The 18,221-nt window shown below is 73.1% G+C and carries 18 protein-coding genes; 4 read left to right on the top strand and 14 right to left on the bottom strand.

Going from position 1 to position 18,221, the window contains the following annotated elements; translation table 11 throughout:
* The first annotated feature begins 76 nt into the window (after nucleotides 1-76).
* The 3 genes from NF338_RS15165 (at nucleotide 77) to NF338_RS15155 (ending at nucleotide 4,238) form a co-directional block, all read left to right on the top strand.
* Nucleotides 77-508 carry a hypothetical protein gene (locus NF338_RS15165; protein ID WP_264031542.1) on the top strand — a complete coding sequence of 144 codons (432 nt, stop codon included), beginning with the start codon at nucleotides 77-79 and terminating at the stop codon, nucleotides 506-508.
* Between the two features lie 118 nt (nucleotides 509-626).
* Entirely contained in the window at nucleotides 627-1,658 is a 1,032-nt protein-coding gene (gene adhP, locus NF338_RS15160; protein ID WP_264031541.1) for an alcohol dehydrogenase AdhP, read from the top strand.
* A gap of 330 nt (nucleotides 1,659-1,988) precedes the next feature.
* Entirely contained in the window at nucleotides 1,989-4,238 is a 2,250-nt protein-coding gene (locus tag NF338_RS15155) for a RecQ family ATP-dependent DNA helicase (protein WP_264031580.1), read from the top strand.
* 16 nt (nucleotides 4,239-4,254) lie between these two features.
* Here NF338_RS15155 and NF338_RS15150 read toward each other — a convergent pair whose 3' ends face one another.
* Nucleotides 4,255-4,704, bottom strand: coding sequence for a GNAT family N-acetyltransferase (locus NF338_RS15150; RefSeq protein ID WP_264031540.1), 450 nt, complete (start codon nucleotides 4,702-4,704; stop codon nucleotides 4,255-4,257).
* A 26-nt stretch (nucleotides 4,705-4,730) separates the two neighbouring features.
* Complete coding sequence (gene hisD, locus NF338_RS15145) at nucleotides 4,731-6,056, bottom strand: histidinol dehydrogenase (protein ID WP_264031539.1); 1,326 nt, start codon at nucleotides 6,054-6,056, stop codon at nucleotides 4,731-4,733.
* A gap of 119 nt (nucleotides 6,057-6,175) precedes the next feature.
* On the opposite strand from hisD, the gene NF338_RS15140 reads away from it, so the two are divergent.
* Nucleotides 6,176-6,412 (top strand): RNA-binding S4 domain-containing protein, encoded by a 237-nt coding sequence (locus tag NF338_RS15140; RefSeq protein WP_412846968.1) that lies wholly within the window; start codon nucleotides 6,176-6,178, stop codon nucleotides 6,410-6,412.
* An 8-nt stretch (nucleotides 6,413-6,420) separates the two neighbouring features.
* Here NF338_RS15140 and NF338_RS15135 read toward each other — a convergent pair whose 3' ends face one another.
* The 12 genes from NF338_RS15135 to ftsZ all read right to left on the bottom strand — a co-directional run bounded on the left by NF338_RS15135 (nucleotide 6,421) and on the right by ftsZ (nucleotide 18,127).
* The gene (locus NF338_RS15135) at nucleotides 6,421-6,825 is read right to left on the bottom strand and encodes a pyridoxamine 5'-phosphate oxidase family protein (protein ID WP_264031536.1); all 405 of its coding nucleotides are present in this window, start codon (nucleotides 6,823-6,825) and stop codon (nucleotides 6,421-6,423) included.
* Nucleotides 6,826-6,911: 86 nt separating this feature from the next.
* Nucleotides 6,912-7,427 carry an NUDIX hydrolase gene (locus NF338_RS15130; protein WP_264031535.1) on the bottom strand — a complete coding sequence of 172 codons (516 nt, stop codon included), beginning with the start codon at nucleotides 7,425-7,427 and terminating at the stop codon, nucleotides 6,912-6,914.
* 5 nt (nucleotides 7,428-7,432) lie between these two features.
* Nucleotides 7,433-10,969: a DNA polymerase III subunit alpha gene (gene dnaE / locus NF338_RS15125; protein ID WP_264031533.1), complete on the bottom strand. Its 3,537-nt coding sequence runs from the start codon at nucleotides 10,967-10,969 to the stop codon at nucleotides 7,433-7,435.
* Nucleotides 10,970-11,090: 121 nt separating this feature from the next.
* Nucleotides 11,091-11,612, bottom strand: a complete 522-nt coding sequence (locus NF338_RS15120; protein WP_264031532.1) for a GNAT family N-acetyltransferase — start codon at nucleotides 11,610-11,612, stop codon at nucleotides 11,091-11,093.
* Nucleotides 11,609-12,541, bottom strand: a complete 933-nt coding sequence (locus NF338_RS15115) for an RluA family pseudouridine synthase (protein ID WP_264031531.1) — start codon at nucleotides 12,539-12,541, stop codon at nucleotides 11,609-11,611. Before NF338_RS15115 ends, NF338_RS15120 begins: the two co-directional genes overlap by 4 nt.
* Nucleotides 12,538-13,305 carry a signal peptidase II gene (locus NF338_RS15110; RefSeq protein WP_264031530.1) on the bottom strand — a complete coding sequence of 256 codons (768 nt, stop codon included), beginning with the start codon at nucleotides 13,303-13,305 and terminating at the stop codon, nucleotides 12,538-12,540. The genes NF338_RS15115 and NF338_RS15110 overlap by 4 nt, the downstream gene beginning before the upstream one ends.
* Before the next feature lie 71 nt (nucleotides 13,306-13,376).
* Nucleotides 13,377-13,838 (bottom strand): TraR/DksA family transcriptional regulator, encoded by a 462-nt coding sequence (locus tag NF338_RS15105; RefSeq protein ID WP_087471820.1) that lies wholly within the window; start codon nucleotides 13,836-13,838, stop codon nucleotides 13,377-13,379.
* Between the two features lie 135 nt (nucleotides 13,839-13,973).
* Nucleotides 13,974-14,642: a DivIVA domain-containing protein gene (locus NF338_RS15100; RefSeq protein WP_047233999.1), complete on the bottom strand. Its 669-nt coding sequence runs from the start codon at nucleotides 14,640-14,642 to the stop codon at nucleotides 13,974-13,976.
* Between the two features lie 226 nt (nucleotides 14,643-14,868).
* A complete protein-coding gene (locus NF338_RS15095; RefSeq protein WP_264031529.1) occupies nucleotides 14,869-15,159 on the bottom strand; it encodes a YggT family protein in 291 nt (96 codons plus the stop codon).
* A 157-nt stretch (nucleotides 15,160-15,316) separates the two neighbouring features.
* On the bottom strand, nucleotides 15,317-15,802 hold the full coding sequence (locus tag NF338_RS15090; RefSeq protein WP_087471818.1) for a cell division protein SepF: 486 nt from the start codon (nucleotides 15,800-15,802) through the stop codon (nucleotides 15,317-15,319).
* A 141-nt stretch (nucleotides 15,803-15,943) separates the two neighbouring features.
* Complete coding sequence (gene pgeF, locus NF338_RS15085) at nucleotides 15,944-16,756, bottom strand: peptidoglycan editing factor PgeF (protein ID WP_264031528.1); 813 nt, start codon at nucleotides 16,754-16,756, stop codon at nucleotides 15,944-15,946.
* Nucleotides 16,757-16,783: 27 nt separating this feature from the next.
* Nucleotides 16,784-18,127, bottom strand: coding sequence for a cell division protein FtsZ (ftsZ, locus tag NF338_RS15080; RefSeq protein ID WP_264031526.1), 1,344 nt, complete (start codon nucleotides 18,125-18,127; stop codon nucleotides 16,784-16,786).
* Nucleotides 18,128-18,221: the final 94 nt, after the last annotated feature.

Genomic DNA, 18,221 nt, shown 5'->3' with positions numbered 1-18,221 from the left:
CGCCGTCGGCGGTTCCATTGAAGCACCGGGGTGCGCGAGCCCGCGCCCCGACCGCGCCAGAGCGGAGGAGACGACGATGTCCATGACCACGGGGACGCCGACCCCGCCCGTGCGGGAGGGCCGCGCGCTCGGCGCATGGGTCCTGCGCGGGCTGACCGCCGCCGGGCTGCTGCTCTCCGCCGACGTGCACCTCGTCCTGTTCGTCGAGGGCTACCGCGACATCGACGTGGTCGGCCCGCTCTTCGCGCTCAACGCGGTCGCCGGGCTCGTCCTGGGGCTCCTGGTGCTCGTGTGGCGGCACTGGCTCCCGCTCCTCGGCGCGGTCGGCTTCGGGGCGCTGACCCTCGCCGCGTTCTACCTGTCGACGACCGTGGGCTTCTTCGGCGTGAACGAGACCGTGGGCGGGACGCAGCAGGTGCTCGCCGCCGTGAGCGAGTGGGTCGTCGTGGTCGCCGGGACGCTCGCCCTCGTCGTGGAGAGGCGAAGGTCACGAGCCGCACGGCCCTGAGTCGTCGATACCGCCGCTCACCGCGCCGACCCTCCCCGGCGCGCGTAGCGTCGAGGACGAGGCAGGACCGCCGGCACGGTCCGGCCGCCACTCTCCCCGAGCAACCGAGGTGATCGTCATGCCCACCATGCGTGCCGCCGTCGTCCACTCCTTCGCCGACCCGCTGAGCGTCGACGAGGTCGAGGTCCCCACCCCCGGAGCGCACGAGGCCCTCGTCAAGGTCGACTACACCGGCGTGTGCCACACCGACCTGCACGCCGCGCACGGCGACTGGCCGGTCAAGCCCGCTCCCCCGTTCGTCCCGGGCCACGAGGGCGTCGGCACGGTCGTCGCGGTCGGCGACCAGGTGACGCGCGTTAAGGTCGGGGACACGGTCGGGAACGCCTGGCTGTGGAGCGCGTGCGGCGAGTGCGAGTACTGCGAGACGGGCTGGGAGACCCTGTGCCCGAACCAGAAGAACGGCGGCTACTCGGTCGACGGCTCGTTCGGCCAGTACATGCTCGTCGACTCGCGCTACTGCCCAGTGGTCCCGGACGGGGTCGGCCTCTCCGCCGTCGGCCCGATCCTGTGCGCCGGCGTCACCGTCTACAAGGGGCTCAAGGTGACGGACACGCGGCCCGGTGAGTGGGTGCTGATCTCCGGGATCGGCGGCCTCGGGCACATCGCGGTGCAGTACGCGGTCGCGATGGGCCGCCGCGTCGCCGCGGTGGACGTGGACGACGAGAAGCTGGCCCTGGCCCGCAAGCACGGCGCGGAGGTCACGGTCAACGCCGCCACGTCGCCCGACGCCGCGGCCGAGATCCAGGAGCAGACGGGCGGCGGCGTCCACGGCGCGCTCGTGACCGCCGTCAACGCGCACGCCTTCCCCCAGGCCGTGGGTGCGCTGCGCCGCGGCGGCACGGTCTCGCTCGTCGGGCTGCCGCCGGAGAAGTTCCCCCTCGACATCTTCACGACCGTGCTCTTCGGGCTGACCGTCCGCGGGTCGATCGTCGGGACGCGCAAGGACATGGCGGAGGCGCTCGACTTCTTCGCCCGCGGGAAGATCAGCCCGACGTACACGGTGCGCCCGCTCGACGACATCAACGCGATCTTCTCCGAGATGGAGGAGGGCAAGATCGACGGGCGCGTGGTCATGGACATGCGCTCCTGACGCACGGCGCCCTCGCCTCTCGCGGCCTGCGACCCCGCCCCGGGGTCCGTGGGCCGCGGCCTGTGCACGACGACCCGAGGGTCGGCGGGTGCGCCTACGATCGTGCGGGTGAGCCCCACCGACCCGTACGCCGACCTGCCCTTCGACCCGGCCGACGCACCGCCGCTCGACGAGCCCGCCGACCCGTACGGCGACCCCTGGGCGGGGGCCGCGCCGTCGGAGCCCGGACCGGACGCGACACCGGAGCCGCGCGAGGAGGCCGCGGGCGGCACCGCCGCACCCACACCCGTGCCCGACGGCGGGGAGGCCGCCAAGCGGGCCAAGCTCGCCATGCTGCGCGGCCTGCTCGACGGGCAGTCGCTGCGCGAGGACGCCGAGACCGCGCTGCGCGCGCTCGTGGGGCGCGACGACGCGACGCTGCGCGAGGACCAGTGGCGCGCGATCGAGGCCCTCGTGGCGTTCCGTCGGCGGGCGCTCGTCGTGCAGCGCACCGGGTGGGGCAAGTCCGCGGTGTACTTCGTCGCCACGCGCCTGCTGCGCGACCGCGGCGCCGGGCCCACGGTCATCGTCTCCCCGCTCCTCGCGCTCATGCGCGACCAGATCTCGGCCGCGGCCCGGGCCGGCATCAAGGCCGTGACCATCAACTCCGCGAACGTCACCGAGTGGGACGACGTGCACCGCGCGATCGCGGCCGGCGAGGTCGACGTGCTGCTGTGCTCGCCCGAACGGCTCAACAACCCCGGCTTCCGTGACGAGGTGCTCCCGCGTCTCGCCGCCGACGCCGGACTCGTCGTCATCGACGAGGCGCACTGCATCTCGGACTGGGGCCACGACTTCCGTCCCGACTACCGGCGCATCCGCACGCTCCTCGCCGACCTGCCGCCGGGCATCCCCGTGCTCGCGACGACGGCGACCGCGAACGCGCGCGTGACCGCGGACGTCGCGGAGCAGCTCGGCGTCACCGCGGCGCACGCGTCCGGTGCTGTCCCCGGAGCCGGTGAGGCGGGCCACGAGGACGTGCTCGTGCTGCGCGGCGGGCTGGACCGCGAGTCCCTGCACCTCGCCGTCCTGCGCCTGCCCGACCAGCCGACGCGCGTGGCGTGGCTCGTCGAGGCGCTCCAGGACGTCGACGGGTCGGGCATCGTCTACTGCCTCACCGTCTCCGCGGCCGAGCAGGTCGCGAGCCAGCTCCGCGCGGCGGGGCTCGCCGTCGCCTCGTACACGGGTCAGACCGACCCGGCCGAGCGTGAGCGGCTGGAGGAGGACCTCAAGGAGAACCGGGTCAAGGCGCTCGTCGCCACCTCGGCGCTCGGGATGGGGTTCGACAAGCCCGACCTCGCGTTCGTCGTGCACCTCGGCGCGCCGAGCTCGCCCATCGCCTACTACCAGCAGGTCGGGCGCGCGGGCCGTGGCGTGGACTCCGCGGTCGTCGTGCTGCTGCCCGGCGAGGAGGACCGGCGCATCTGGGAGTGGTTCGCCTCGACCGCGTTCCCGCCGCAGGCGCAGGTCCGCACGACGCTCGACGCGCTGAGCACGGGCGGGACCCAGTCGGTCGCGCAGCTCGAGACGCAGGTCGACCTCAAGCGCTCGCGCCTCGAGGGCATGCTCAAGGTGCTCGACGTCGACGGCGCGGTCCGGCGCGTCAAGGGCGGCTGGGAGGCCACGGGGCGGCCGTGGTCGTACGACGCGGAGCGGTACGAGCGCGTCGACGCCACGCGCTCGGCCGAGCAGCAGGCGATGCTCGACTACGAGGCGACGGACGGGTGCCGCATGGCGTTCCTCCGTGCCGCGCTCGACGACCCGGAGCTCGAGGACGGGTGGCGCTGCGGGCGCTGCGACACGTGCGGCGGCGTGACGCTGCCCGCGCTCCCTGACGCGGAGGCCGTCGCCGCCGCGCGCGCCGACATGGACCGGCCCGGCGTCGAGGTCGTCGCACGCCGCCAGTGGCCGAGCGGTATGGACCGCCTGGGGCTGGACCTGCGCGGTCGGCTCGGCCCCGACGAGCTCGCGGAGACCGGGCGCGCCGTCGCGCGGCTCGACGGGCTCGGCTGGTCCGCCCCGCTGCGCGAGCTCTTCGCCCCCGCGACGCCCGACGGCGACACGCCCGTCGCGCTCCGGCGCGCGGCCGCCCGGGTGCTCGACGAGTGGGCGGAGCTGTACGAGGCCGCCGCGCAGACCGAGCTGGACGCCGGCGAGGACGCTTCGGCGACCGCACCGGAGCGGCGGCTGCTCGTCGACGGTGTCGTCGCGGTGCGTTCCGCGACCCGCCCGCGCCTCACCTTCCACCTCGCGAACGGGCTCGCGAGCTACCTCGGCAAGCCGCTCATCGGCGCCGTCGGTCCCGTCCCGGGGCGCGAGGAACCGGGGCGGCACGACGTGAACTCCGCGACGCGTCTCGCGGGCGTCGCCGGGCGCCTGCAGCTCGAGCTGTCGGACGCCGCCCGCGCCGGGTTGGCCGGGCGACGCGTGCTCCTCGTCGACGACTACACCGAGTCGGGGTGGACGCTCACCGTCGCGGCGCGCCTGCTGCGGCAGGCCGGCGCGGCGGCGGCGCACCCGTTCGTCCTCGGCGTGCGCTGAGGCGGCGGGGAGCGCGTCACCACCGCAGGCGGAGCTCCGTGTAGGTCGTGTCGACGAAGCCCAGCGAGCGGTACAGCGACTCGCCGTCGGCCGTGGCGTGCAGGGAGACCGAGTCGGCGCCGCTCGCGCGCGCCCAGTCGAGGGCCGCGAGGACGCATGCGCGCGCGAAGCCCTGCCCCCGCGCGCCGGGCACCGTGCAGACGTTCGACAGGTGCGCCGTCGTGCCGTGCGGGTTCCGCGCGGACGGCACCGACCGGTGCAGCTCGACGAGCGCGCACGCCTCGACCTGGCCCGGTCCGTCGACGACGAAGGCCACGACGTCGTCCGAGCCGAGCATCCGGGCGAACCACTCCCTGGCCCGGTGCTGCCAGAGGCCGTCCTCGGCGTCCGCCTCGCCCATCGCGCGCATGAGGTGGACGCGCAGAGCGACGAGGTCGTCGGCGTCGCGCGGGACCGCACGCCGCACCGGCGCACGGTCCTCGCGCGCGCCCGTCACCGGAACCGCGCCCGCACCGCCTCGCCGTGAGCCGGGAGGTCCTCGTCGTTCGCGACGGCGACGATCCGGTCCGCGAGCTCCTCGAGGGCGTCGCGGTCGTACTCGACGACCTGGACCGCCTTGACGTAGCTGTGCACCCCGAGGCCGCTCGAGAAGTGCGCGCAGCCGCCGGTCGGGAGGACGTGGTTCGAGCCGGCCATGTAGTCGCCGAGCGAGACGGGCGACCAGGGGCCGACGAAGATCGCGCCCGCGCTCGTGACGCGCTCCGCGAGCTCGGCCGCTCCGTCCGCCTGGATCTCGAGGTGCTCCGCGCCATAGGCGTCGACCACCTGCAACCCGTGCTCGAGGCCGTCGACGAGCACGATCGCGGACTGCGGACCGGCGAGCGCCTGCGCGACGCGCGCGGCGTGCTTCGTGGCCGACACGAGGTCCGCGAGGCGGGCCTCGACCGCGGCGGCGAGCTCGACGGACGGCGTGACGAGGACGGCCGCCGCCAGCGGGTCGTGCTCCGCCTGGCTGATGAGGTCGGCCGCGACGTGCCCCGGGTCGGCGGTGCCGTCCGCGAGGATCGCGATCTCCGTGGGACCAGCCTCGGCGTCGATCCCGACGACGCCGCGGACGAGCCGCTTCGCGGCAGCGACGTAGACGTTCCCCGGTCCGGTCACGACGTCGACCGGCTCGCACAGCACGTCCCCGTCCTGCGGCTCGCTGCCCGCCGCACCGTACGCGAACATCGCCACGGCCTGTGCGCCGCCCACCGCGTAGACCTCGTCGACCCCGAGCAGCGCGCACGCCGCCAGGATCGTCGGGTGCGGCAGGCCGCCGTTCTCCTTCTGGGGCGGCGACGCGACCGCGAGGCTGCGGACGCCGGCCTCCTGGGCCGCAACGACGTTCATCACCACGGACGACGGGTAGACCGCGAGCCCGCCGGGCGCGTAGAGCCCGACGCGGCGCACCGGCACCCAGCGCTGGCGGACCTGCGCACCGGGCCCGATCTCGACGGTGAAGTCCTGCGGGCGCTGGGCGGCGTGCACGAGCCGGACCCGACGGATCGCCTCCTCCAGGCCCGCCCGGACGTCCGGGTCGAGCCGCGCGAGGGCGTCGGCGAGCGCGTCGCCGGGGACGCGCAGGTGCTCGGGCCGCACGCCGTCGAACCGCTCGGCGTACTCGCGCAGCGCGTCGGCACCGCGGGCGCGAACCGCCTCGATGATCGGGGCGACCCGATGCGCCGCGTCCTCGACGCCGAGCTCTGCGCGCGGCAGGGTCTCGACGAGCTCGCGGGCGGACAGGGAACGTCCTCGAAGATCGATGCGGGTGATCATGGGTCGAGTCTAGGAGCCCGCGGGACCCCGCGACGAGGCGTTTCGCCCACCGGTCGCGCCGCGCGGGCCGCAGCACGCCGCGTCGCGCCCACCCGGCGCGGGCAGGGAGAATGGGCGGCATGAACGCCCCTCACGACGCCCGCCCGGTCGAGATCTCCGACGACGTCATCCGCCTCGGGCAGTTCCTCAAGCTCGCCGGCCTCGCCGAGTCCGGCGCGGAGGCGCGCGAGCTCGTCACGGAGGGCGAGGTCCGCGTCAACGGCGAGGTCGACACGCGCCGTGGCCGCCAGCTGCACCGCGGCGACGTCATCTCGGTCGACCACCCTCAGGGGACCGAGAGCGCGACCGTCGCCTGAGCGGGCCGTCAGGCCATGTAGGTCGAGGCCATGACCTTGTCGGGCGTGAGCCGGAGCACGACGCGCTCGGGGTTCGGCGAGAGCGCCCGGTAGCGACGGCCGTACCGCACGACGGCGTCCGCGACCTCGTCCGCGTCCTCGACGACCTCGATCGTGCCCTCGAGCGTGATCCACCGGCCGCCCTCGACCTGGCACACCGCGGCTCTCGGTGCGCCGCCGTCCGCTCCCGGGAGGCGCGCGTTGCGGGCCTTGACCGAGGCACGGTTGGTCGTGATGCGCAGCACGCCCGCGTCGGCGTCCCACGTGAAGGCGACGGGGACGACGTGCGGCGTGCCGTCGGCGCGCAGCGTGGTGAGCGTCGCCAGGTGGCGCTCGGTGACGAAGACGAGCTGTTCGGGGTTGAGGCGGATCACGGCGTCGAGCCTACGGGTTCCGTCGCCGGGCGCCGCGGGCGCCCGGTCACCGGACGCCCGGTGCGTGTGCGACCGGTCGCCCGGTGTCAGGCGTCGAACCCGAAGGTCATGATCGGCGGCACGGCGCCGGCAAGGAGTGCCCGCAGGACGTGCAGCTCGTGCGGGACGACGGGGTCCGGCAGGTCGTCGAGGCCGAACCATCGCAGGTCGGCCGCCTTGTCCCGCTCCAGGAGCGCGGCCTCGCCGACCCACTCCGTGGCCGTGAAGAAGAAGTCGACACGTTGCTCGAGCGCCGGGCCGCCGGGTTCGCCGCGGTGCAGCACGGTGAGGGGCTGAAGAGCGGCGGGTCGGATCGCCACGCCGAGCTCCTCGCGTGCCTCGCGCACCGCCGCCGCCACGACCGACTCCCCGGGCTCGACGTGCCCGGCCGCCGCCGCGGCCCAGAACCCGTCCCGGTAGCCGGTGCCCTGCCGGAGCTGGAGCAGCACCTGGTCGCCGCGGCGCAGCAGCACGTACGCCGCGGGCACGACCCGGAACCGGTGCGACGCCGAGCCGTCGTCCCACGACGCCCGGGCGGCGCCGACGACGGCCTCCTCCGTCATCCGCGTCAGCCGACCAGGCACGACGGCCCGAGCAGCGCCTTGAGGTCGCCGAACAGCGCCGGCGACTTCTCGACGCGCAGCCCGTCGCCGGCACGCACGACCGTGGTCTTCCCGGGCTCGAGCACCTGGACGTGGACCTCGGCCGAGCCGGGATGCGTCGCGAGCACCTCGCGCAGACGGACGATGATCGGCTCCACGCAGCGCGTGTGGGACACCTTCACGGCGAGCGGCGACTCCGCCCCCACGGTGATGTCGGGCAGCGACACCTCCATGGCCTGGAGCTGCATCGTGTCGTCGCGACGGCGCACGCGCCCCCGCAGCACGACCACCTGGTCCTCGGCGAGGATCGTCGAGTAGGCGAGGTACGTCTCGCCGAAGAACATGACCTCCACGGCGCCCTCGAGGTCCTCGATGGTCACCGCCGCCCACGGGTTGCCGTTCTTGCTCATCTTGCGCTGCAGCGAGGTGACCAGGCCCGCGATCACCACCGTCGACCCGTCCGGCCGGCCCTCGTCGGCGAGCAGGTTCGCGATGCCGGTATCCGCGGCCCGCGTGAGCACGTGCTCCAACCCCGAGAGCGGGTGGTCGGACACGTAGAGACCGAGCATCTCGCGCTCGAACGCGAGCCGCTGCTTCTTGTCCCAGTCCGGGAGGTCGGGCACGTCGACCGAGAACGACATGCCGTCCTCCGCGTCGCCACCGAAGTCGGCGAACAGGTCGAACTGCCCCTCGGCCTCCTTGCGCTTGACGCTGATGACCGAGTCGACCGCCTGCTCGTGCACGACGAGCAGCGCGCGCCGCGGGTGACCGAGGGAGTCGAACGCGCCCGCCTTGATGAGCGACTCGATGGTGCGCTTGTTGCAGACGACGGCCGGCACCTTGTCGAGGAAGTCGGTGAACGACGTGAACGCGCCCTTCTCCTCGCGCGTGCGGATGATCGCGTCGACGACGTTGGCGCCGACGTTGCGCACCCCCGTGAGCCCGAAGCGGATGTCGTTGCCCACGGCCGTGAACTTCGCCGCCGAGTCGTTCACGTCGGGCGGCAGCACCGTGATGTGCATGCGCCGGCACTCGTTGAGGTACAGGGCGAGCTTGTCCTTGTCGTCCCGCACGCTCTGCAGGAGCGCCGCCATGTACTCGGTCGGGTAGTTCGCCTTGAGGAACGCCGTCCAGTACGCGACGAGGCCGTAGCCCGCCGAGTGCGCCTTGTTGAACGCGTAGCCCGCGAACGGGACGAGCGTGTCCCACACGGCCTGGATCGCGCCGTCGGAGTACCCGCGCTCGCGGCAGCCCGCCTGGAAGGGCACGAACTCCTTGTCGAGGATCTCCTTCTTCTTCTTGCCCATCGCACGCCGCAGCAGGTCGGCCTGGCCGAGCGAGTACCCGGCGAGGATCTGCGCGGCACGCTGCACCTGCTCCTGGTAGACGATGAGCCCGTAGGTCTCGTCCAGGATCTCCGCGAGCGGCTGCTCGAGCTCCGGGTGGATCGGCTCGATCTTCTGCAGGCCGTTCTTGCGCAGCGCGTAGTTCGTGTGCGAGTTCATGCCCATGGGGCCCGGGCGGTACAGCGCGATGACGGCCGAGAGGTCGTCGAACTTGTCCGGCTTCATCTGGCGCAGCAGCGCGCGCATCGGCCCGCCGTCGAGCTGGAACACACCCAGCGTGTCACCGCGCGCGAGCAGGTCGTAGGACGCCTTGTCGTCGAGCGTCAGCGACTCGATCTCGATCGGGTCCTTGCCGTTCATCTCGATGTTCTCGAGCGCGTCGTCGAGGATCGTCAGGTTGCGCAGCCCGAGGAAGTCCATCTTGATGAGCCCGAGGCCCTCGGACGTCGGGTAGTCGAACTGGGTGATGACCGCCCCGTCCTGGGGGCGGCGCATGATCGGGATGATGTCGATGAGCGGGTCGCTCGACATGATGACGCCCGCGGCGTGCACGCCCCACTGCCGCTTCAGGCCCTCGATGCCGCGCGCGAGCTCGACGACGCGCTGCGCCTCGGGGTCCGTGTCGTGGAGCTGGCGGAACTCCGCGGCCTCGGGATAGCGCTCGTGCTTCGGGTCGAAGATCCCGGACAGCGGGATGTCCTTGCCCATGACGGCGGGGGGCATCGCCTTGGTGAGCTTCTCCCCCATGGCGAAGGGGAAGCCCAGCAGGCGTGCCGAGTCCTTCAGGGCCTGCTTCGCCTTGATCGTGCCGTAGGTGACGATCTGGGCGACGCGGTCGTCCCCGTACTTCTCCGTGACGTACCGGATGACCTCCCCGCGCCGACGCTCGTCGAAGTCGACGTCGACGTCGGGCATCGACACGCGCTCGGGGTTGAGGAACCGCTCGAAGATCAGGCCGTGCTCGAGCGGGTCGAGCTCCGTGATGCCCATGAGGTAGGAGGCCATCGACCCGGCGGCCGAGCCACGGCCCGGACCGACGCGGATCCCCTGCTCCTTGGCCCAGTTGATGAAGTCGGCGACCACGAGGAAGTACCCCGGGAAGCCCATCTGGATGATGACCTCGGTCTCGTACTGCGCCTGCTTGCGCGACGCGTCCGGGATCCCGGCCGGGTACCGCCGGTGCAGCCCGCGCTCGATCTCCTTGACGAACCAGCTCGTCTCGTCCTCGCCGTCGGGGACGGGGAAGCGCGGCATGTAGTTCGCCTTCGTGTCGAACGACACCTCGCACTGCTCGGCGATGAGCAGCGTGTTGTCGCACGCCTCGGGCAGCTCCGCGAACACGCGCCGCATCTCCGCCGCCGACTTCACGTAGTAGCCGGTCCCGTCGAACTTGAACCGGTCCGGGTCGTCGAGCGTGGAGCCCGAGTTGATCGCGAGCAGGGCCTCCTGGCTCGACGCGTCGTCCTCGCGCACGTAGTGCAGGTCGTTCGTCGCGACGAGCCGCGCGCCGATCGTCTCCGCGAGGCGCAGCAGGTCCTGGGTGACCCGGGTCTCGATGTCGAGACCATGGTCCATGAGCTCGACGTAGAAGTTCTCGCGCCCGAACACGTCCTGCAGCTCGCCCGCGGTCCGCACGGCCTCGTCCCACTGGCCGAGCCGCAGGCGGGTCTGGATCTCCCCCGACGGGCAGCCGCTCGTCGCGATCAGGCCCTTGCCGTAGGTCTGGAGCAGGTCCCGGTCCATGCGGGGCCACTTGCCCATCTGGCCGTCCAGCGACGCCAGCGACGACGCCCGGAACAGGTTGTGCAGGCCCTCGTTGTCCTTGGCGAGGAGCGTCATGTGCGTGTACGCGCCGCGCGCCGAGACGTCGTCGGACTCCTGCCCCTGCTGACCGAACCGCACGCGCGTCTGGTCGAACCGGCTGGTCCCCGGCGTGATGTACGCCTCGACGCCGATGATCGGCTTGATGCCCTTGGCCTGCGCGCGCGACCAGAACTCGAACGCCCCGAAGACGTACCCGTGGTCGGTCGTCGCGATCGCCTTCTGGCCGAGCCGCTCGACCTCGTCGAACAGGTCCCCGATCCGCGCCGCACCGTCCAGCATCGAGTACTCGGTGTGGACGTGGAGGTGGACGAAGTCCTCTGTGGCGGTCGGCATGTACCGATCCTAAGTCGCGGCACCCACGCCCCCGGGCACCCTCGGCGCCCTCCGGTGTGCCACGTCGCACAGCCGTCGTCGCCGACCCGGAGACGGCTCCCCGTCCGCGTCCGCGAACGCGTCAGGCGTCGGTCGTGAGGGTCTTCGCGGCGTCGCGGTGGTCGATCCCCGCGTCGAGATAGACGGGACCGGAGACGGTGTACCCGAGCCGCTCGTAGAAGCCGATCGCCTGGACCTGGGCGGAGAGCAGGACGCTCACGACGCGCCGCCCGTCGGTGCCCGACGCCGCGTGATCGGCCAGCGCGATCTCCTCCAGCGCGCGCATCACCGCGGCACCCGCGCCGGTACCCCGCGCGGACGCGGACACCGCGACCCGGCCGACGTGCACCTCGCCCGGGTGCGCCGGGTCCGTGAGCAGGCGGCCCGTGCCGACGACGTCGCCGCCCTGCGCGCGGTCACGGACGAGGACGTGGGTCGTCGTCGCCGCGGTGTCGAGGTCGTCGATCTCCTCCTCGACGGGCACGCCCTGCTCGTCGACGAACACGGCGAGCCGCAGCGCGTGCGCGGCGGCCAGCCCGGCGTCGTCGACCACGCGCTCGACGACGAGCCGGCGCGCGCCCGCGCCGGGGACGTCGTCGCTCACGCGTACGCCCCGCGCAGGACCTCGAGCGCGTGCGCGAGGTCCTCCGGGTACTCGCTCGTCAGCTCCAGCCACTGCCCCGTCGTCGGGTGCTCGAACCCGAGGCGCACGGCGTGGAGCCACTGCCGGGTCAGGGCCACGCGGGAGGTGAGCACCGGGTCGGCGCCGTAGGTGAGGTCGCCGACGCACGGGTGGCGCAGCGCGGAGAAGTGCACGCGGATCTGGTGCGTGCGCCCCGTCTCGAGGTGCACCTCGACGAGCGACGCGGCGGGCAGCATCTCCAGGACCTCGTAGTGCGTGACCGACGGCTTGCCCTCCGCGGTGACCGCGAACTTCCAGTCGGCGCTGGGGTGGCGCCCGATGGGCGCGTCGATCGTCCCGGTGGTCGGCTCGGGGTGTCCCTGGACGAGCGCGTGGTACACCTTCTCGACCGTGCGCTCCTTGAAGGCGCGCTTGAGAGCCGTGTATGCGACCTCGCTCTTCGCGACGACCATGAGGCCCGAGGTCCCGACGTCGAGGCGGTGCACGATGCCCTGGCGCTCGGCCGCGCCGGAGGTGGAGATCCGATAGCCGGCCGCGGCGAGCGCGCCGACCACGGTCGGTCCCGTCCAGCCCGGCGACGGGTGCGCCGCGACGCCGACGGGCTTGTCGACCACCACGACGTCGTCGTCGTCGTAGACGATGCCCATGCCCGGCACGGGCTCGGCGACGACCTCGACCGCCGCCGGTGCGGCGTCGGGCACGTCGACCTCGAGCCACGCCCCCGGCACGAGCCGGTCGGACTTGCCGACCTCCCGGCCGTCGAGGCGGACGGCGCCACCCGCCGCGAGCTCCGCCGCGCGCGTCCGGGAGAGGCCGAGGAGGCGGGACAGACCGGCGTCGACCCGCTCGCCGGCGAGGCCGTCCGGGACCGGGAGCGACCGGAGGCTCACCGCTCCTCCTCGCCCTCGGCGCGCAGCGTCGCCGGGCCGGGCTCGGCCGCCGGCTCGGGGTCCGTGTCAGCCTGGACCCCGACGGCGGGGACCTCGGGCGCGTCGTCCGAGGCCTGGGCCTCGGGCTTCTCGTCGCTACCGTGGCGCGTCCCGTCGAGCCCGATCCCGAGGACCGACAGCACGGCGATCATCACCGCCGCGGCGACGATCGCGATGTCCGCGACGTTGCCCACGAACCAGTTCGCGTAGGCGATGAAGTCGACCACGTGGCCACGCGCGAACCCGGGCTCGCGGAAGAACCGGTCGACGAGGTTCCCGAGCGCCCCGCCGAGCAGCAGCCCGAGCGCGACGGCCCACGCGCGAGAACCGATCCTGCTCACCATGCGCACGATGACGACCACCACGGCCACGACGACGATCGTCAGGAGCCAGGTCATCCCGGTCGCGATGGAGAGTGCCGCGCCGGGGTTGTAGATGAGCCGAAGTCCGAGGAGCGACCCCAGGAGCGGGATCGTGTCGTCGCCGAGCGTGAGGCTCGACTCGGCCCACCACTTGGTGAGCTGGTCGAGAGCCAGGACGAGGACGGCGAGGACGACGGTCCAGACCACGAGGACGCGCCGCGGACCCCGGGCGGCGGTGCCGGCCTCGGTACCCGGCACGGCGCCGGTCTCGGTACCGGCCTCGGCGACGGGCGCGCCGCCGGGATCGGTGCCGGCGGCGGCGGCGGCGGGTTCGGTGGGCTCGGGGCGCGCGGAGGTGGACATCGGCGGCAAGTCTGCCACGTCGGGCCGGACCTCTGCGCGGGTCCCGGCCCCGCCGGTCGCGCGAGCGGTGCTCAGCGCCGCTCGGCGCGCTGCTTGGCCTCGACCGAGAGGTTGGCCCGGGGGAACGCCTGGAGGCGCGCCTTGCCGATCGGCAGCCCGGTCTCCTCGCAGGTCGCGTACGTGCCCGCCGCGATGCGGTCGAGGGCGTGCGACGTCTGCGCGAGAAGGTCGCGCACGTTGTTGACGAGCGTCAGCTCCTGCTCCCGCTCCAGGGCGCTCGAGCCCGAGTCCGCCTGGTCGTCCCCCGCCCCGTCCCCGGAGTGGCGCAGGAGATTGGAGAGCTCCTCGTCGGCAGAGGCCAGCTCCCCCTCCAGGCGCTCCTTCTCCGAGAGGAGCTCGGAGGCGAGCTCCTCGGCCTCCCGCAGGGTCCAGGGCTCCTCCCCGTCGCGCACGGGGAAGGACTTGACGTCCTTCGCGAGGTTCGGGAATCGGTCGCGCACGGCCGTGCGGGCCGCGGTGGTGAGCTTGGTCATGTCGCCCCTCCAAGTTCGAGTCACGCGAGAGTAGACGCAGCGGCCGGTACGCACAACACACCACGCCGAGCCGCCGAGGCGGAAAGACGCAGGTGCGAGGGCGTACCGGCCGCTGCCGGACGGTCGACGCAGGTGCTAGATGCCGGGAGCGAGGTCGCTCGTCCGGCTCGCCCCGCCGACGTTGCTGCGCGGCGGGAGGGCGCTGCCCCGGTTGTCGAGGTCGCCCAGCAGGTTCTGCAGGTAGCTCTTGAGGCGCGTGCGGTAGTCGCGCTCGAAGATGCGCAGCTCGTCGATCTTGCGCTCGAGGAGCGAGCGCTCCTGCTCGAGCTGCGACAGCGTGCGGTGCGAGGTCTCCTCGGCCTCGCGCACGATGCGCGTGCCCTCCTCCTTCGCCTCCGCGATGAGCCGGTCACCCTCCTCCTGGCCCGAGCGCACGTAGTCGTCGTGCAGCTTCTGGGCGAGCTGGAGCATGCCGGTCGCCGACTCGGGCTCCGCGCCGTTCTTCGCGACGACGGCCTGCGAGATCGGCGCCACCGGGGCGGGCTCCGGCTCGGGCGCCTTGGGCGCCTCGACCACGGCGGGCTGCACCGCAGCGCTGGACGCGTCGGCCCTGCTGAGCTCGGCGATACGACGCTCCGCGGCAGCGAGCTTCGACTTGAGGTCCTCGTTCTCCTCCTGCACGGAGTTGAGGGTCCTCACCACCTCGTCCAAGAAGTCGTCGACCTCTTCGACGTCGTATCCCTCGCGGAACTTCGTCGCCGAGAACTTCTTGTTCAGGATGTCCTCTGCAGTGAGCAGTGCCATCGGTTCACCTCATAGCGTTTGCGTGTCGGTCCGGGCGACCTCGCGATCACCAGAGTCCAAAGTAGCGGAGATTGCCCGTGGGGGTCGGGAGCGGCCGCGCGTTCGCGCGCCGCGCGCCCGTGTGGATGACGTGACGGTCCGGCGTCGGGGCGGTCGCGGTCGGGGCGAACCGGACGTAGCGAACCACGACCGACGGGGCGCGCGCCCCGGGCACGTGACGTGCGTCTCAGAGCGACGACACGATCTGCGCGGCGATCGTCACCGCGAAGAAGAGGATGATGAACGCCAGGTCGAGGCGCACCTGCCCCAGCGAGAGCGGCGGGACGAGACGGCGCAGCGCGCGCAGCGGCGGGTCCGTCGCCGAGTAGATCACCTCGGCGACCACGAGCATGACGCCTCGGGGCCGCCAGTCGCGCGCGAAGAACTGCACCCAGTCGAACACGAGCCGACCGATGAGCAGCAGCAGGTAGAGCCAGAGCAGGAATCCGACGATCCCTGTGATGAGGTCCCAGATCACGGGTCAACTGTGCCAGACGCGCGCGCCGCGACCGGGCACGGGACACGCCTGCCGCGGGGTCGGACAGCAGCGGAGGGACGGACGTGTCGTCACGTCCGTCCCTCCGTCTGTCGTGCGCGGGCGCGTGCTGGGCGGGCGCTGCGCGCCCCGCACGTCGTCAGCTCTGGTTGTAGAACCCGGCGCGGCCGGGGGCCGGCGGCGCGGCCTGCTCCTCGCCGGTGATCTCCACGTGCTCGGGCGAGAGCAGGAACACCTTGTTCGTGACGCGCTCGATGGCACCGTGGAGCCCGAAGATGAGGCCGGCGGAGAAGTCGACCAGGCGCTTCGCGTCCGCGTCGTCCATGTCCGACAGGTTCATGATCACGGGCGTGCCGCCGCGGAACGCCTCCCCGATCACGCGCGCGTCGTTGTACGACCGCGGGTGCACCGTCGTGATCCTGCGCAGCTCTGCGGCCGACATGCTCGTCTGCGGCACCTCGCGCGGTCCGAGCGCGCGGTGCAGCGGCGTCACCTGGGCCTGGTAGTCGTGCGACACGTCCGCCCCCGTCTCGTCGAGCTCGTCGACGTACTCGTCCTGCTCGTCCTCGCCGCGATCATCAGCGAGGCCCAGATACAGCATGGTCTTGCGCAGCGCTCCCGCCATGGGCCTTGCTCCGTCCTCGATCGATCCGTCGGTCCACCGGCCGTCGGACCGGTGCGTTCACGCTAACCGAGGGCGTCGGACGATCAGGGGACGACACGCCCGTCGTCCTCAACCTCACCCGGAGGTCGAGAACGGGGGACGTCACGGGGCGTCGAGCGTCACGAGCCCGGCGAAGCGACCGGTCGTCGTCCCGCCGCGCGCCGCGCGCCGGTGCGAGAAGAACCGCGAGTCCTCGATCGTGCACGCGTCGACGTGCACGACGTCCTCGACCCCCGCGGCGACGAGGTCGGCCACCACGCCCGCCGGCAGGTCGAGCGCGGGGGTGCCCCACGACGTCGTGGACCGCGTGGCCGGCCGGGCGAGAGCGACGTCGTCGCGCATCGTCGCGGGAACCTCGTAGCACCGCCCGCACGCGCTCGGCCCGACGGCGGCCCGGACGTTCCCGACCCGCGCGCCCGCCGCGCGCATCGCCTCGAGGACCGTCGGGACGACGCCGTGCGCGAGCCCGCGCCGTCCGGCGTGCGCCACCCCGACGACACCCGCGTCGGCGTCCGCGAGGAGCACGGGCACGCAGTCGGCCACGAGCACGCCGAGCCCGACGCCCGGTGCGGTCGCGACGATCGCGTCGGCCTCGCCCACGGAGTCGACGGGCGCACCGTCCGCGCCCCGGAGCGGGGAGTCCAGCCGCACGACGTGCGTGCCGTGCACCTGGGACGCGAAGGCGACCGGTGCCCCGAGCCACGCGCCGGCGCGCGCACGGTTGCTCCGGACGCGCGCCGCGTAGTCGGTCACGTTCAGGCCGAGGTTGAGCGAGTCCCACGGCTCCGGCGAGACACCACCCGTGCGCGTCGTGAACCCGGCGCGCACCCCGGGACCGAGGTCGACGGCGAGCACGACGGGAGGGGCGGCGTCGAGGACACCGCCCCTCCCGTCGGACGCCGGTCGGGTGCTCATCGGGTCCGGCCCCGGGTCAGCACCGGGTCACTTGAGGAAGTCGGGGACGTCGAGCTCCTCGACCTTGCGACGCGCCGGCTCCTCGTCGAAGATCCGCGGCGGCACCTCGACACCCGCGTTCTGGCCGCCCGGCACCGCGTCGGCGTTCTGGTTCGCGGCGTCGCCCGAGCCGACCACCGTGAACGTCGGGGCGGGCGTCGGCTGGACGGGGACCGGGCCCGAGCCCCCGTCGAGCGTGACGGGCACGTCGTCGGCCTCCGGCTGGATCGGCACCACCGGGCGGGGCAGCGTGTGCGCTCCGGTCGTCGGGGCCGGCGCGGGGGGCACCGGGCGCGCGGCCGCCACGACGGGGATCGCGCTCGTCGCCGGGCGCTGCGCGCCGGCCACCTGGCCGAGCGCGCGGGCGTCGCCGCGGACCTGCGGCGCGCCACCGTCGAAGCCCGCGGCGATGACGGTGACACGCACCTCGTCGCCCAGGGCGTCGTCGATCACGGCGCCGAAGATGATGTTCGCCTCGGTGTGGGCGGCCTCGTGGACGAGGCGCGCGGCCTCGTTGATCTCGAAGAGCCCGAGGTCGGAGCCGCCCTGGATCGACAGGAGGACACCGTGCGCGCCGTCGATGCTGGCCTCCAGCAGCGGCGACGAGATCGCCATCTCGGCAGCCTGCACGGCGCGGTCGTCGCCCCGTGCGTTGCCGATGCCCATGAGGGCGCTGCCCGCACCCTGCATGACCGACTTGACGTCGGCGAAGTCCAGGTTGATGAGACCAGGCGTCGTGATGAGGTCCGTGATGCCCTGCACGCCGGAGAGCAGCACCTGGTCCGCCTGGTGGAAGGCCTGGAGCGCGCTGACGTTGCGGTCGGACATCGACAGGAGGCGGTCGTTGGGGATGACGATGAGGGTGTCGACCTCGTTGCGCAGGTTCTCGATGCCCTGGTCCGCCTGGACGGAGCGGCGACGACCCTCGAAGGTGAACGGCCGGGTCACGACACCGACGGTCAGCGCGCCCAGCGAGCGCGCGATCCGCGCGACGACGGGCGCGCCGCCCGTGCCGGTGCCGCCGCCCTCGCCCGCGGTGACGAAGACCATGTCCGCGCCGCGCAGCACGTCCTCGATCTCCTCGGCGTGGTCCTCGGCGGCCTTCTTGCCGACCTCGGGGTCTGCGCCGGCGCCGAGACCGCGCGTCAGCTCGCGGCCGACGTCGAGCTTGACGTCGGCGTCCGACATGAGGAGCGCCTGCGCGTCCGTGTTGATGGCGATGAACTCGACGCCCTTGAGGCCGACCTCGATCATCCGGTTGACGGCGTTCACGCCCCCACCGCCGATGCCGACCACCTTGATCACTGCTAGGTAGTTCTGCGGAGTTGCCACGTCAATGCCTCTCGATCGGTCAGCCCTGAACCTTCACCCTCAACTAGAGGGTTATAGTTATGTCAGGTCGTTCATGGGTCGACCGTAGGTGTCG

The sequence above is a fragment of the Cellulosimicrobium sp. SH8 genome (genome assembly GCF_025818875.1).
Classification (GTDB): Bacteria; Actinomycetota; Actinomycetes; order Actinomycetales; family Cellulomonadaceae; genus Cellulosimicrobium; species Cellulosimicrobium cellulans_D.
This window is presented reverse-complemented; position numbering and strand designations above follow the sequence as displayed.